This window comes from Vibrio ordalii ATCC 33509 (assembly GCA_000257205.1).
Taxonomy (GTDB): domain Bacteria; phylum Pseudomonadota; class Gammaproteobacteria; order Enterobacterales; family Vibrionaceae; genus Vibrio; species Vibrio ordalii.
Genome location: AEZC01000134.1, coordinates 29,656 through 45,901, shown reverse-complemented (window position 1 = coordinate 45,901; position 16,246 = coordinate 29,656). Strand labels below are relative to the sequence as shown.

Here is a 16,246-nt window from a genome sequence, read left to right as displayed (position 1 = left end):
GGAGATATTCATGCAAACTTTTGCTGACATTTCAGCTCTTCGCGAGCAGATCAAACAGTATAAGCGTGAAGGCCGCCGAGTCGCTTTTGTGCCGACCATGGGCAATTTACATGAAGGCCACTTAACCCTAGTGCGTAAAGCACGTGAAGAGGGCAATGTGGTCGTGGTCAGTATTTTTGTTAACCCGATGCAATTTGACCGCGCGGATGACTTAAATAACTACCCGAGAACACTGGATGAAGACTTAAGTAAACTCAACGCGGAAGCGGTTGATTTGGTCTTTACCCCAACCCCAGAAATAATGTACCCGCAAGGATTAGAAAAACAGACCTTTGTTGAAGTACCGGGGCTTTCTCATATGCTCGAAGGCGCATCAAGACCAGGGCATTTCCGTGGCGTTGCAACCATAGTCGCTAAGCTGTTCAACATAGTGCAGCCGAATGTTGCCTGTTTTGGTGAAAAAGATTTTCAACAGTTAGCGGTGATCCGCCAAATGGTCAGCGATCTTTGTATGGATATCGAGATTGTCGGCGTCCCTACCGTCCGTGAAATGGATGGCTTGGCGATGAGTTCACGTAACGGGCTGCTGACGTTAGATGAACGCCAACGTGCGCCTGTCCTTGCTCGCACCATGCGTTGGATAAGCAGTGCACTGCGTGGTGGCCGCGACGATTACGCGTCGATCATTGAAGATGCCAGTGACCAATTGCGCGCTGCTGGGCTACAACCTGATGAGTTGTTTATTCGCGATGCCAAAACGCTGCAACTGATCTCGAATGAGACCACACAAGCGGTGATCTTAGTATCGGCATTTCTGGGTAAAGTACGCTTAATCGACAACCAAGTGTTGGAATTTAGCGCCGAAACGAAAGCGGACCCTGAAGAAGAGTAATTGCTATTTCAAGTGATGAAGTGATGACTCATTCTCACTTCAAAACCCTATATTGCAAAGGTCGCCCATAAGGAGCGACCTTTTTTGTCTCGTTATTTAACTGAGTCGAACGCGATTGTCGGAGAACAATATAGTTTGATCATTTTTGAGGTTCGCTACTACTAAGATTGACGAAATGACAATAATAAATAGAGATTAATTTCTAGCTCATTTTTGGACAACTCTGTGCTACGTTTACAACGTATGCTCCTAACCCTTGGATAACTTTTAGTATCTTAAAAGGTAAATGACCACTGTTCTTACAGTCAGTGGTCATTTGCACGAATTTACCAATTAATCTTCAAACATCCAGTGAAATTGAGGCATATAGTCCAGATTCTCTTTCACTGTTTCTTTCAATGCTTCATCCAGTACGGTTCCCGTGTCAACTATAGGGTTCAATATCAGGCCACGTTTAGCCGCAACCAAGTTACCTGTGACTGCTGCTTCAACAGTCAGAGTTTCAAACTCTTTCATTAACTGAATAAGTCGCAAAGTATCACTTGGGAATGGCGCAACATTAAGAGGTAGTGGACCATTTTTGGTGATCAAGGAGCTGACTTCGACTGCGCAATCATCAGGTAACCCACTAATCGCACCGTTATTACGCGTATTGACATGCATGATGGTACGTTTGTCATTATAGATTGATGCCATTAGTTCACAAGCCGCTTCTGAATAATACTGACCGCCTCGTTTTTCCAACTCTTTAGGCTTTTCTGCCAAATCTGGATTTTTATAGATATCAAATAGACGTTTTTCCATCGCCTTAACCACTTCCCCACGAGTCCCGTCACCATCGGCTTCGTGTTGTTCCTGCTTCATGATATCGTCACTGGTGTAGTAATAACGCAGGTAAGCACAAGGAATCATCCCCATATCTTGTAGCAAATCCTTTGGCCACTTAAATGGAGGAATGTTTGCAGGCACTAAAGGATCGTTACCACTGAGAATTTCATTCATCACGTAGTCCAGTTTGTCTTGCCCTTCGTGCAAAATCTTACGTGCCCAAATGAGGTGGTTTAATCCGGCGACTTGCATTATAAAATCGTCTTCTCTAGCTTTCAGTATTTGTGCAATGCCTTTTTGCATGATGACAGGAACATTGCACAAGCCAACCGCTTTGACCTTGGTATGCTTAAGAACCGCTTCAGTCACCATACCCGATGGGTTGGTAAAATTCAGTAGCCAGGCATCAGGGCACAGCTCTTCCATGTCTCGGCAAATTTCCAAAGTGATGGGGATTGTGCGGCACGCATTAGCAAAACCACCGAGTCCGTTGGTCTCCTGACCAATCATGCCATATTTGAGAGAGATACGTTCGTCCCTAATACGGCCTTCCAGACAGCCCGCTCGAAACTGAGAGCAGACGAAATCAGCATTTTCAAGAGCCGGACGTCGGTCCAGCGACACATGGACCTCAATATTCAATCCTTCCTTTTTGATCATTCGGCGAGCCAAGCCTGCAATAATATCCACTTTTTCCCGACCATCTTCGATGTCGACTAACCACAGTTCACCAATTGGCAGTTCATTTTTACGTTTTAGTAAGCCTTCAATTAACTCGGGGGTATAACTAGAGCCGCCACCGATCACAGTAATTTTTAGTTGTTTGTCCATTTCTATTTCCTCGTCTGGATAAGCTGTGCTAATTTCATGCTAATACATAAGGTTTAACAAACTAAATAATCGCCCACATGCATTAGCCAAAATAATACATAGGCTGAATATGGAACATAAAGAACACCTGCTTGCTCACCTTTATACTTTTAGTGTGGTAGCAAAGTTTCTGAGCTTTACTCTGGCAGCAGAAGAGTTGTGCTTAACACAAGGGGCAGTCAGTCAGCGAATCAAAAAGCTGGAATAAGATCTGGGATTCAAGCTATTTGTGCGACTCACTCGTAAGTTAGAAATGACAGACGAAGGGAAACGTATTCTGGCAACATTGACCTATTCGCTTGATAACCTGTTTGCGGAGATTGAAGACATTCGCTTCAACGAACTTCGTGGGGAGCTATATTTGGGCGCAGCCCCAACGTTCGCTCATGCATGGTTAGTTCCCCGTTTAGCGGAGTTTCAGGCTATGTATCCACATCTTGACGTTAAGATCCGGGTCAAAGCCAGCAAGTTAGACTTTCAAAATCAGCCGGTTGATCTCGCTATATATTATGGTGACAACACACATGCAGATTTCTATCATTACCGCCTTTTTGATGAATACCTTACCCCCGTTTGTACGCCAGAATATGCACAAAAGTTCAACCTACTTAATGATGATAGTCGGTTGCGTGAAGCTTGTTTCCTACACTGTACTGAGTCGTTAGAGTTTTTATCACCATTAGCGGAATGGCAACTCTGGTTAACACATACGGGGCGAGATATCAGTATTTTGCAACGTAAATATGTGTTCAATCATGAAGAGTTAACCATGGTTGCAGCTAGACAATCGATGGGAATCGCGATGGGCCGTTACTATTTGATAAAACCCTATCTGGACTCCGGAGAACTGATTGCTCCGTTCAAACGTGTGCCTTCAGGGTTTGGCTATGATTTGATATGTCCCAAAGGACATGAAGTCCGCCCAAGATTTAGTGCATTTTCACAATGGCTTAAAGAAAAAGTGGCAACAATAGATGACTAATTTCCCGACTTCAGGTCGATAAGGCTGATGGATAACTTTTTATTTATGATAATTACCAACCAGAGTGAATATTGCTGTAATGAGCGAAAATGATAATGGGACAAAAACTATTTTAGCAAACTGCATCCCTTGTCATTAATGGCTTACTCCCAACGATCACAAAACTAATTCCCTCCCCTTCAAGGGGAGGGTTAGGGGGGTGAACCCCCTCCTAGCCTCCCCCTAAAAGGGGGAGGAACTATTAAGTCCTTAACCCGATACCACGCGAAACCAGATAATGCGCAACGCCATACAGGGCCACTACAAAAATACCAAGCACACTGAACGAGGTAACAATTCCCACATCCGACACACCAAGAAAACCGTAACGGAAGGCATTAACCATGTAGACGATTGGGTTGATTTTCGATACCGCTTGCCAAAAGTCAGGCAATAGGCTGATCGAATAAAACACCCCACCTAAGTAGGTTAATGGCGTCAATACAAAGGTAGGAATAATCGAAATGTCATCAAAGGTTTTAGCAAAAATGGCGTTAATCATGCCACCTAAAGCGAACACAACAGAGGTGAGAAAAACCGTCGCCGCAATAATCCCCCAATGATCCACCTTGAGATCAACAAAGAACAGCGACACCAGGGTTACTATCGTGCCCACCAGCAAGCCACGCACTACCCCACCCATCACAAATCCGGCGATAATGACATAGTTAGGGACAGGCGCAACTAACAACTCTTCGATGTTTTTTTGAAACTTCGCACTAAAGAAAGAAGAGGCGACGTTCGAGTATGAGTTAGTGATCACCGACATCATGATTAAGCCCGGGACAATATATTCCATATAGCTAAAGCCGTTCATCTGGCCAATACGCGAACCAATTAGGTTGCCAAAAATAATGAAATAGAGCGTCATGGTGATGGCTGGGGGTACTAAGGTTTGCACCCAAATACGCGTAAAACGGTTGATTTCTTTAGTCAACAAACTGCAAAAAGCCGTCCAATATAAACGATACATCATGATTATCCTCGGCTTTGCTGTTGAACAATGCTGACAAACAGCTCTTCAAGGCGGTTCGCTTTGTTGCGCATCGAAAGCACCGTAATTCCCTGTTCTGTTAACTGTGAAAAGACTGAATTTAGCCCTTTCGTTTTCTCCAACTCAATTTGTAACGAACCGTTGAGCATGGTCTGCGAGATCACACCACTGAGTTGTGGCACTGGCGGAGAATTCTCTGCGATATCTAAAATAAAAGTTTCGAGCTGTAATTTGGCCAGCAAATCCTTCATCGAGGTATTTTCAATAAGCTCACCTCGGTTAATAATGCCGATATTGCGGCACAGCATCTCCGCTTCTTCTAAATAGTGCGTGGTTAAGATAATGGTGATCCCTTGCGCGTTAATTTCGGTTAAGAACTCCCACATCGAACGGCGCAGTTCAATATCCACACCGGCGGTTGGTTCATCTAAAATCAGTAACTTAGGTTCATGCATTAAGGCTCGAGCAATCATCAAACGGCGTTTCATACCACCAGAAAGATTACGCGCACGCTCTTTACGTTTTTCCCACAAATCGAGTTTTGAGAGGTACTTCTCTGCCCTCTCTTTCGCTAACGCTTTCGTCACGCCGTAATACCCAGCTTGCTGCAGCACTATTTGCTCAACCGTTTCAAACTGGTTGAAGTTGAACTCCTGCGGCACTAAACCAATGTGTTGTTTGGCCAGTTCAAGATCTTTATCAATATCAAAACCAAACACTTTAACGGTGCCAGAGGTTTTATTGACCAGCGAAGAGATAATGCCAATGGTGGTTGATTTCCCGGCCCCATTGGGCCCAAGCAGTGCGTAAAAATCGCCTTTTTCAACCTGTAAACTCACCCCTTTTAGGGCCTCAAACCCACCAGCGTAAGTTTTTCGTAATTGTTCTATTTCTAATGCGTACATTCCACGGATCACTCTTTGTGATGTTAACCTATCCAATGTGCTGCTAAGGCTCGCGTTTTTCAACCCAATATTAGAAATTGATAAAATAAAAAAACGCAGATCCAGCGATCTGCGTAATTCATTCTTGCACAAGCTTAACGCTTAACGATTTTGGGCTACCTGCTTAACCGCAGCATTGAGCGCTTCATAACGAAACGAAAAAGTCTGCTCGGTTGGCACCAAATCCAAAATATGAAACTTTTCCAGTTGCTGTTTGGTGTGCACATTTGGGCAAAGTAAGTAGACCGCGCAGTGGGCATCTAAGGCATCATTAATCGCGTTTTCTAAAGCAAGCCCAACCGTCACATCAATCATAGGTACATCAGTAAGATCTAAAATCATCGCTTCATAGTCACTGATGTGATTATGCTGGCGAGCGATCGCTTTAGATACACTAAAAATCATCGTCCCTGAGAGAATAAAAAAACAGCACCTTACCATTGGCTTGATCCAATAAAGCTCGTTCGCTGTCAGTCAATGGCACATCGTTTTCATCAGCATCACTAATGGCTTTCACTTGGCGAGCTTGCTCGCGGCTCAAGCGTTCTATGATCAAAATATTTGAGATAAAAACGCCCAAACCAACCGCAACAATCAAATCGACAAAGACAGTTAACAGCATCACGCCATACATGATGGCCATCCCCTGCACACTCACTTTATGCGCGCGTTGGATAAAGCTCCAATCAAGAATATTGAAACCAACATACACCGCAATCCCTGCCAATACCGCCATTGGAATCGGTTCGGTTAAGCCTCCCGCCACCAACACCACTAAGGCTAATACTAAAGCACGAACTACACCCGACAGAGGAGAACGCGCGCCGACCTGAATATTGGTCACCGTACCCATAGTTGCGCCAGCACCCGGCAACGCCCCAAATAGCCCTGCTATCATATTGGCGAGCCCTTGCCCTCGCAGTTCTTTATCGGAATCATGCTCTTTACGCGTTAGAGAATCGCCAATTACCGCGGTGAGCAACGTATCAATGCAGCCGAGCGTACCGAGTACTAAAGCGTCAATCACCATGGTGGTGAACATCTCGGCATTAAAGGTTGGGATAACAAAAGAGGGTAAGCCTGCAGGGATCACGCCAATACGGCGGATCTCATCGCTATCAAATAACAGTACTGAAATAAGCGTCACCCCAACTAACGCAATCAACTGAACGGGCACTTGTTTGCGATATTGAGCCGGGAGAAAAAATAAAATGCCTAAGGTTAACAAACCAAGAAAGAGCTCACTGAACTTCATCTGGCTAATGATCTCGGGCAACGCGGTTAACGTTCCCATCACTCCCCCAGCGGGAGCTGCCTGACCAAGCAGCGGTGACAACTGCAGGATAATCAAAATCACCCCGATCCCCGACATAAAACCTGAAATCACGCTATAGGGCATTAAGGTGATGTATTTCCCAAGCTTTAGGGTACCGAGTAAAATCTGAAAAGCCCCAGCCATCATGACAACCGTAAAGCTGACTGCAAGCCCTGCCTCAGGATAACGCGCCACCATACTGGTTAAAATGGCCGTCATAATGACCGTCATTGGCCCAGTGGGTTCAGAAATTAATGTAGATGAACCACCAAACAAGGCAGCAAACAGCCCCACCAATATTGCTCCCCAAAGCCCTGCTTCTGCACCCGCACCAGACGCCACACCAAAAGCCAAGGCAAGGGGCAGTGAAATAATCGCGGTTGTGACGCCACCAAAGACGTCCCCTTTTAGGTCGATATCGGCAAAACGGCCTCTAAACACAATGCTTTTCCTCATACTCAAAATAGGTTGTCTCACTGTAGCAAATCATCATTCTAATCATTAACCATTAGTTTACATGTGTTTGATTCTCTGTTGACCATCCAAATAGCGATGGAAGCAGTTTAATTTTTTTACTAGGAAAACTCGTCAGATGAGTGAGTGTTTTGTCATTTTATAAGAGAACGGAATTGTAACATTGTGTATAGTAAGGCCTATTCTTGCGCATTACTATGATGCGGTTGCACTATTTTTAAGGGAAGTGATATGCCAGAACTGAAACAGCTTTTTGAAAATAACTCACGTTGGTCTGAATCAATAAAGGCTGAGCGCCCAGAGTACTTTGCAAAACTCGCTCGTGGGCAAGACCCAGATTTTCTATGGATTGGTTGTTCTGATAGCCGAGTTCCGGCCGAGCGTTTGACTGGGCTTTATTCTGGTGAGCTATTTGTACACCGCAACGTTGCAAACCAAGTGATTCACACTGACCTTAACTGCCTTTCTGTGGTGCAGTACGCGGTTGACGTACTGAAGGTCAAGCACATCATCATCTGCGGGCACTATGACTGCGGTGGCGTCAACGCAGCGATTGATAACCCACCGCTGGGCTTGATCAACAACTGGTTACTGCACGTGCGTGACTTATACCTTAAACACCGTACCTACTTAGATGCAATGCCAGAACAAGATAAAGCCGACAAATTGTGCGAAATCAACGTTGCCGAGCAAGTGTATAATTTAGGTAACTCAACCGTACTGCAAAACGCATGGGAGCGCGGCCAAGATGTCGAGTTGCATGGCGTGGTCTACGGTATTGAAGATGGACGTTTGGAATACTTAGGCGTTCGCTGCGATTCACGTGAGCGAGTCAACGACACCTATCAAAAAGCGATGGAAAAAATCCTTAATTCACAGCATAAATTACTGTGTCGATAACATCGCGTGTTAATTACCGTTAAAAGCAACACCTAAAAATGCACAATGCCCACTATTTTAGTGGGCATTCTATTATCGCTGGCAAAATTACGCTTGCGGCACAACTTTACCAATGTAAGGTAGGTGACGATATTTTTGCGCGTAGTCGATACCTACGCCCACAACAAATTCATCTGGGATTTCAAAACCGATCCACTTGACCTCTACAGGTACTTCACGGCGTGAAGGTTTATCCAGTAAAGTACAGATGTGAATCGATTTAGGTTCACGCAAAGACAAAATTTCTTTTACTTTGTTCAGCGTATTACCCGTATCAATAATGTCCTCTACCAGCAGCACATCTTTGCCTTTAATGTCATCATCCAGATCTTTCAGAATACGCACATCTCGTGAGCTTTGCATCGTGTTGCCATAGCTTGACGCGGTCATAAAATCGACTTGATGAACTAAATCGATCGCGCGAGCTAAGTCTGCCATGAAAACAAATGAGCCACGTAACAAGCCCACCAGCACCAGATCTTCACTACCTTGGTAATGCTCTGTGATTTGTTTGCCTAATTCACGAATTCGTTCCTGAACCACTTGCTCAGAAATCATCACTTCAACTGTATGTTTCATACTGTTCTCTTTTCGGGTGATGCGACACGCTACGATCATCGCAGTTTCATGATGGCGTCGCGTAACTAGCTTGGCGCGTATAGTACCACTGCCACACAGGATAGTTAAATAATTAGCAACACTCTGGATATGATGAAATAAAGCTCTTACTAGCGGCGAGGCCCACAACAAATACACCACATCAATAAAACGTACAATAAAACACATTGAATCCGATGGAATTTAACACGATCGCACAAAAAACAAACTAGAAACGTTGACCTCAACCATATGCAGCAGTACACTCATAAAGCTTTAAAGCAACTAACAAAATAATCATTAGAGTGAAAAACTCAATTCAACAGTCATTGGCAAGGATTAACAACTCATGGAAACATCGATAGAAAAACGCCACAGAACTCGCTTATCACCACAAAAACGCAAACTTCAACTGATGGAGATCGCTCTTGAAGTGTTTGCTACACGGGGAATAGGCCGAGGTGGTCACGCAGATATTGCTGAAATCGCCCAAGTTTTAGTAGCCACTGTCTTTAACTACTTTCCAACCCGCGAAGATTTAGTCGACGACGTCCTCACCCATGTTGTACGTCAGTTTTCAAATTTCCTCGCAGACAATATTGACCTAGATTTACATGCGAAAGATAACTTAACCAACCTAACCACTGAGATGATTAGCCTAGTCATTGAGGATTGTCACTGGTTAAAAGTATGGTTTGAATGGAGCGCTTCAACGCGCGAAGAAGTGTGGCCACTTTTTGTCTCCACCAACCGTACTAATCAACTTTTGGTGCAGAATATGTTCATCAAAGCGATTGAACGTGGCGAAGTGTGCGATCAACATGATCCAGAACATCTTGCTACGCTCTTTCTTGGCATCTTCTACTCGCTATTTGTACAAGCAAATCGCGTACGAGATGAAGATAGCATGAATGCTCTTGTGAAAAGCTACCTCAGCATGCTCTGCATCTATAAAAAGATCACTAGGCTTAACTTCGCTAGTCTTTGAATCATAAGCAATAAAAAAACCGCTGAATTCAGCGGTTTTTACTATTTAACTAACTAGCAATTTAACGCATCAGCGTTGAAGTTACTTTTTCTTTTTCGCTTTTGCGTTTGGCAGATCAGTAATCGTGCCTTCAAATACTTCCGCAGCAAGGCCTACCGATTCATGTAACGTTGGGTGAGCGTGAATCGTCAAAGCGATATCTTCTGCATCACAGCCCATCTCGATAGCCAAACCGATTTCACCAAGCAGTTCGCCGCCGTTAGTACCAACGATAGCGCCACCAATCACGCGGTGAGTCTCTTTATCAAAGATAAGCTTAGTCATACCATCAGCACAATCAGAAGCGATAGCACGGCCAGAAGCAGCCCATGGGAATGTCGCGACTTCGTAGTTAATGCCTTCTGCTTTGGCTTCTTTTTCAGTTTTACCAACCCAAGCCACTTCTGGCTCAGTGTACGCAATTGAAGGGATAACTTTAGGATCGAAGTAGTGCTTCTTACCAGATATTACTTCTGCCGCTACGTGGCCTTCATGCACACCTTTGTGCGCCAACATTGGTTGACCAACGATATCACCGATCGCGAAGATATGAGGAACGTTAGTACGCATTTGCTTATCAACATTGATAAAGCCGCGCTCATCCACTTCAATACCTGCTTTTTCAGCATCCATCAGCTTACCGTTTGGTACGCGGCCGATAGCAACAAGAACGGCATCATAACGCTCAGCTTGCGCTGGTGCTTTTTTGCCTTCCATTGAAACGTAGATACCATCTTCTTTTGCTTCAACAGCGGTTACTTTGGTTTCAAGCATCAGGTTAAATTTGTCTTTGATACGTTTGGTGTAGACTTTAACCATGTCTTTATCCGCCGCTGGGATAAGTTGGTCAAACATCTCAACCACATCAATCTTAGAACCTAGCGAGTGGTAAACCGTCGCCATTTCTAGACCGATGATACCACCACCCATGATCAACAGTTTTCCAGGAACTTCTTTCAGTTCAAGTGCATCCGTTGAATCCCAAATGCGTGGGTCTTCATGAGGAATGAATGGTAGTTTAATTGGACGAGAGCCAGCTGCAACAATGGCGTTATCAAAGTTAACCACGGTTTTACCGTCTTCACCTTCAACTTCAATGGCGTTAGGGCCAGTAAATTTGCCGAAACCGTTCACGACAGTCACTTTGCGCATCTTCGCCATGCCGCCAAGACCGCCCGTTAACTGGTTGATAACTTTTTCTTTCCAAAGGCGGATTTTATCGATGTCCGTTTGTGGTTCACCAAACACAATACCGTGCTGGGCCAATGCTTTCGCTTCTTCGATAACTTTTGCAACGTGCAGCAACGCTTTTGATGGGATACAACCCACGTTCAAACACACACCGCCAAGGGTGCTATAGCGTTCAACAATTACTGTTTCAAGACCTAAGTCTGCACAGCGGAATGCAGCGGAGTAACCAGCAGGACCGGCACCAAGTACGACGACTTGGGCTTTGATTTCTTTGCTCATTTTGACCTCTTGTAGTCATTATCCCTAACAGGCTGAGTGGGTGTTCTCGTTGTTTTTAGTGTTTAATCCAATGAATTAAACCCATGACTGAGCCAATTACTTAAAACAAATGAATTAAAACGAATTATTTTCAGACCGCAACAGTTTACAGAGATGTTAATGGTGTGAAAAGTAAATCCATTTAGCCTGTGAGCTAGACGACAATTCGATTAAGAAAAAACCCTTCATAATCCAATTGTTCAATTATTCGTGTTAACAAGGGCGGCTTTAACGGCCGCCCTCTCTTTCACTAAACTTGGCTTACAGAACCAGACGACGAATGTCTGATAGCGCGCCATTTAGGAATGTGATGAAACGCGCACCTTCCGCACCATCAATCACACGGTGATCGTATGACAATGATAGTGGCAGTTGTAGGCGTGGTTCGAACTCTTTACCGTTCCACACTGGCTTAAACTCAGACTTAGATACCCCAAGGATACCGACTTCTGGCGCGTTAACGATAGGCGTAAACGCTGTACCGCCGATGCCACCTAAGCTAGAGATAGTGAAACAGCCACCTTGCATATCTGCAGCGGTCAGTTTACCTGCACGGGCTTTCTTCGATACTTCAGCCAGCTCTCTTGATAGCTCATAAATGCCTTTTTTGTTCACATCTTTGAAGACAGGAACAACAAGACCATTTGGCGTATCAACAGCAATGCCCACGTTCACGTACTTCTTCAGAATCAAGCTTTCGCCATCTTCAGAAAGTGAAGAGTTAAACGATGGGAATGCTTCTAATGCTTTAGCTACCGCTTTCATGATGAACACCAGTGGGGTGATCTTCATGCCCGTATCGTTCTTCGCTTCAATCGCATTTTGCTCTTTACGGAAGTTCTCAAGCTCGGTGATATCCGCATTATCCCATTGGGTAACGTGTGGGATCATCACCCAGTTACGGTGCAAGTTAGCACCAGAGATCTTCTTAATGCGCGAAAGCGGTTGTACTTCGGTGTCACCAAACTTGCTGAAGTCCACTTTTGGCCAAGGTAGCAAGCCAAGCGCTGCGCCATCACCTTTGCCAGAAGCTACCGCGGCAGAACCCGATTCAAGACGCTTAAGCGCTTCTTTCACGTAGTTTTGCACGTCTTCTTTTAGGATGCGGCTCTTACGGCCAGAACCTTTGACTTTCGCTAGGTTAACACCAAATTCACGCGCAATACGGCGCACAACCGGTGATGCGTGAGAGTACTCATTGTTCTCTTCAAACTCGGCAGGTGCTGCCACAGCTGATTTTACCGCTTCCGCTTTTGGCGCTGATGCGGCTGGAGCCGCGGCTTGCGCAGGGGCCGCTACGGCAACGGGCGCTGCACCGGCAACTTCAAACACCATGATAAGAGAGCCTGTTGACACCTTATCACCAGCCGCCACTTTAATTTCTTTCACAACACCAGCAAACGGCGCAGGAACTTCCATTGATGCTTTATCGCCTTCAACGGTGATAAGAGACTGCTCTTCACTCACAGTATCGCCAACCGCCACCATGATTTCAGTGACTTCGACTTCATCACCACCGATATCTGGTACGTGGATCTCTTTTGCTGCCGAAGCGGCTGGTGCTGCCACTTGAGCAGAAGCTGCCGCCGGAGCGGAACCCGCCACTTCAAAGATCATCACCAGTGAGCCTGTCGATACTTTATCGCCAGCGGCCACTTTGATCTCTTTCAGTACACCAGCAAATGGAGCAGGTACTTCCATTGAGGCTTTGTCACCTTCAACCGTCAGTAGAGATTGCTCTTCTGCGATTGAATCACCCACTGCAACCATGATTTCAGTGACTTCCACTTCGTCACCGCCGATATCTGGCACGTGAACTTCTTTAAGCTCAGCGACAGCCGCGGCAGCAGGAGCCACAACCGGTGCAGCTTCCACTGCTGGCGCTGCGACCGCTGCGCCTTCTGCTTCAAAAATCATGATAAGTGAACCGGTCGATACTTTATCGCCCGCGACTACTTTGATTTCTTTTACAATACCCGCTTGAGAAGCCGGTACTTCCATAGAAGCCTTATCACCTTCTACTGTAATGAGCGATTGATCTTCTTCAACCTTGTCGCCAACGCTGACAAGAATCTCAGTAACTTCAACCTCATCCGCACCAATATCCGGTACATTAATTTCGATTGCCATTATTCTTTCCTACCTTAATTAAGCGTATAGCGGGTTTGTTTTTTCAGTATCGATGTTGAATTTCTTAATCGCTTCAACCACAACTGATTTCTCAACATCACCACGTTTCGCTAGTTCGCTTAGCGCGGCAACCACCACGTAACCTGCGTTCACTTCGAAGTGACGACGTAGGTTTTCACGGCTATCAGAACGACCAAAACCATCAGTACCTAGTACTTTGTATGATTCAGCCGGGATAAACGCACGCGCTTGCTCAGCGTAGTTCTTCATGTAATCAGTTGCTGCGATGGCAGGCTCGCTACCCATTACCGTTTGGATATAAGGTACTTGCGGCTGCGCTTCAGGGTGAAGCATGTTGTAACGCTCACATGCTTGGCCATCACGAGTCACTTCGTTGAATGATGTTACTGAGTAAACATCAGAAGCCACGCCGTACTCATCACTTAAGATTTGAGCCGCTTTGCGTACTTCGTTCATGATCGTACCTGAGCTCATTAACTGAACTTTACCTTTAGAGCCAGTCGTTCCTTGTGGAGCGTAGCTTTCTAATTTGTAGATACCTTTACGAATACCTTCTTCAGCGCCTTGTGGCATTTCAGGCATTGCGTAGTTCTCGTTCATCAGCGTTAGGTAGTAGAACACGTTCTCTTGATCGCCATACATGCGGCGAATACCGTCTTGCATGATGACTGCAACTTCGTAAGCAAATGTTGGATCGTAAGAAATACAGTTAGGAACCGTTGCTGCCAATATGTGCGAGTGACCATCTTCGTGCTGTAGACCTTCACCGTTCAGCGTCGTACGACCAGCGGTAGCACCCAATAGGAAACCACGTGCTTGTTGGTCACCTGCCATCCATGCCATGTCGCCAACACGTTGGAAACCAAACATAGAGTAGTAGATGTAGAACGGAATCATTGGCAGATCGTTTGTCGAGTATGAAGTTGCAGCAGCAACCCATGAAGACATAGCACCCAGCTCATTGATCCCTTCTTGCAGCACCTGACCTGAAGTCGCTTCTTTATAGTAAGAAACGATGTCGCGGTCTTGAGGAGTATAGTTCTGACCGTGTGGGTTATAGATACCGATTTGACGGAACAGACCTTCCATACCGAAAGTACGTGCTTCATCTGCAATGATTGGCACAATATTTTTACCAATGCTCTTATCTTTGAGCAAAATGTTCAACGCACGGACAAACGCCATTGTGGTTGAGATTTCACGTTTTTGCTCTTCAAGCAGAGGCTTGAACTCTTCAACCGCTGGAATCACAAGTTCTTGAGTGAACTTAGGCAAGCGTTGAGGCGTGTAACCTTTTAGCGCTTTACGGCGAGCGTGTAAGTATTCGTGCTCTTTCGAGCCTTCTGCCAATGTTAGGTATGGCAACTCTTTCACAGCTTCATCTGTCAGAAGATCTTGCAGACCAAGACGATCACGCAGGTGCAGCACGTGAGTCATGTCCATTTTCTTCACTTGGTGAGCGATGTTCTTACCTTCTGCCGCTTCACCCATGCCGTAACCTTTAACAGTCTTCGCCAGAATCACGGTTGGCTTGCCTTTCGTGTCTTGAGCGTTAGTAAAGGCGGCGTACAGTTTAGAAGACTCGTGACCACCACGCTTGAGCGCGAAAATTTGATCGTCAGTCATGTCAGCAACAAGTGCCGCTGTTTCTGGGTATTTACCAAAGAAGTGTTTACGCACGTAAGCACCATCTTTCGCTTTAAATGTTTGGTAGTCACCATCGATGGTTTCGTTCATCAACTGAAGCAACTTACCTGTGGTGTCTTTCGCCAGTAGAGAATCCCAGTTGTTACCCCAAATCACTTTAACAACGTTCCAACCTGCGCCTTTAAATAGGCCTTCAAGTTCTTGGATGATCTTACCGTTACCCATGACAGGGCCGTCTAGACGTTGCAAGTTACAGTTAACAAGGAAACATAGGTTATCAAGCTTCTCACGAGCGGCGAATGAAATCGCACCGCGTGATTCTGGCTCATCCATTTCGCCATCACCTAGGAACGCGTATACACGCTGTTCAGAAGTGTCTTTCATGCCACGGCCATCAAGGTATTTGAGGAAACGCGCTTGATAGATTGCAGAAATTGGACCCAGACCCATAGATACGGTCGGGAATTGCCAGAATTCAGGCATCAATTTCGGGTGTGGGTAGGAAGGAATACCTTTGCCATCCACTTCTTGGCGGAAGTTGTCAAGTTGCTCAGCCGTTAGGCGGCCTTCAACGAACGCACGTGCGTAGATCCCTGGAGAGATGTGACCTTGATAATAAACCAAGTCACCGCCATCTTTTTCATTCGGCGCACGGAAGAAGTGGTTAAAACATGTTTCGTAGAACGAAGCAGAAGACTGGAATGACGCCATGTGGCCGCCAAGATCGAGGTCTTTTTTCGATGCACGTAGAACGATCATAATCGCGTTCCAACGGATGATTGAGCGAATGCGACGCTCAAGCGTTGTGTCACCTGGGTATGCTGGTTCTTGCGCAGCTGGAATGGTGTTGATGTAGTTGGTGGTAATACCGGTTGGCATATCAACACCGTCTAGACGTGCTTTATCTAGAATTTGCTCAAGTAAGAACTGAGCGCGTTCTACACCTTCTTCACGTACAACTGACTCAAGGGCGGCTAGCCATTCCTGAGTTTCCAGTGCATCTACGTCATGCTTCATGTCAGACATGGCGATCTATCC

At 45.5% G+C, this 16,246-nt stretch carries 10 protein-coding genes and 2 pseudogenes; 4 read left to right on the top strand and 8 right to left on the bottom strand.

The features are described 5' to 3' along the window. The first annotated feature begins 10 nt into the window (after positions 1-10). Positions 11-892 (top strand): pantoate--beta-alanine ligase, encoded by an 882-nt coding sequence (gene panC / locus VOR_RS0109900; RefSeq protein ID WP_010319549.1) that lies wholly within the window; start codon positions 11-13, stop codon positions 890-892. 333 nt (positions 893-1,225) lie between these two features. On the opposite strand, the gene VOR_RS0109895 is transcribed toward panC, so the two are convergent. Next, complete coding sequence (locus VOR_RS0109895) at positions 1,226-2,551, bottom strand: 6-phospho-beta-glucosidase (protein ID WP_010319548.1); 1,326 nt, start codon at positions 2,549-2,551, stop codon at positions 1,226-1,228. A gap of 109 nt (positions 2,552-2,660) precedes the next feature. Between VOR_RS0109895 and VOR_RS17850 the strand changes: the two are divergent. Continuing rightward, positions 2,661-3,572 (top strand): annotated as a pseudogene (locus VOR_RS17850) (LysR substrate-binding domain-containing protein). 241 nt (positions 3,573-3,813) lie between these two features. On the opposite strand, the gene VOR_RS0109885 reads toward VOR_RS17850, so the two are convergent. The 3 genes and pseudogenes from VOR_RS0109885 to VOR_RS17845 all read right to left on the bottom strand — a co-directional run bounded on the left by VOR_RS0109885 (position 3,814) and on the right by VOR_RS17845 (position 7,320). After that, positions 3,814-4,584: an ABC transporter permease gene (locus VOR_RS0109885; protein ID WP_010319547.1), complete on the bottom strand. Its 771-nt coding sequence runs from the start codon at positions 4,582-4,584 to the stop codon at positions 3,814-3,816. Positions 4,585-4,589: 5 nt separating this feature from the next. Then, the gene (locus VOR_RS0109880; RefSeq protein WP_010319546.1) at positions 4,590-5,510 is read right to left on the bottom strand and encodes an ABC transporter ATP-binding protein; all 921 of its coding nucleotides are present in this window, start codon (positions 5,508-5,510) and stop codon (positions 4,590-4,592) included. Positions 5,511-5,651: 141 nt separating this feature from the next. After that, positions 5,652-7,320 (bottom strand): annotated as a pseudogene (locus VOR_RS17845) (SulP family inorganic anion transporter). Between the two features lie 249 nt (positions 7,321-7,569). On the opposite strand from VOR_RS17845, the gene can reads away from it, so the two are divergent. Next, a complete protein-coding gene (can, locus tag VOR_RS0109870; RefSeq protein WP_010319545.1) occupies positions 7,570-8,238 on the top strand; it encodes a carbonate dehydratase in 669 nt (222 codons plus the stop codon). Positions 8,239-8,325: 87 nt separating this feature from the next. Here the strand turns inward: can and hpt are convergent, their stop codons facing one another. Next, complete coding sequence (gene hpt, locus VOR_RS0109865) at positions 8,326-8,856, bottom strand: hypoxanthine phosphoribosyltransferase (protein WP_010319544.1); 531 nt, start codon at positions 8,854-8,856, stop codon at positions 8,326-8,328. A gap of 367 nt (positions 8,857-9,223) precedes the next feature. Between hpt and VOR_RS0109860 the strand changes: the two genes are divergently transcribed. Further along, the gene (locus VOR_RS0109860) at positions 9,224-9,862 is read left to right on the top strand and encodes a LuxR/HapR/OpaR family quorum-sensing transcriptional regulator (protein ID WP_010319543.1); all 639 of its coding nucleotides are present in this window, start codon (positions 9,224-9,226) and stop codon (positions 9,860-9,862) included. 81 nt (positions 9,863-9,943) lie between these two features. Here VOR_RS0109860 and lpdA read toward each other — a convergent pair whose 3' ends face one another. The 3 genes from lpdA to aceE form a co-directional block, all read right to left on the bottom strand. Beyond that, positions 9,944-11,371 carry a dihydrolipoyl dehydrogenase gene (gene lpdA / locus VOR_RS0109855; RefSeq protein ID WP_010319542.1) on the bottom strand — a complete coding sequence of 476 codons (1,428 nt, stop codon included), beginning with the start codon at positions 11,369-11,371 and terminating at the stop codon, positions 9,944-9,946. 300 nt (positions 11,372-11,671) lie between these two features. Continuing rightward, positions 11,672-13,540 (bottom strand): pyruvate dehydrogenase complex dihydrolipoyllysine-residue acetyltransferase, encoded by a 1,869-nt coding sequence (aceF, locus tag VOR_RS0109850; RefSeq protein ID WP_010319541.1) that lies wholly within the window; start codon positions 13,538-13,540, stop codon positions 11,672-11,674. Between the two features lie 18 nt (positions 13,541-13,558). Further along, positions 13,559-16,234 carry a pyruvate dehydrogenase (acetyl-transferring), homodimeric type gene (gene aceE / locus VOR_RS0109845; RefSeq protein WP_010319540.1) on the bottom strand — a complete coding sequence of 892 codons (2,676 nt, stop codon included), beginning with the start codon at positions 16,232-16,234 and terminating at the stop codon, positions 13,559-13,561. Positions 16,235-16,246 lie beyond the last annotated feature (12 nt).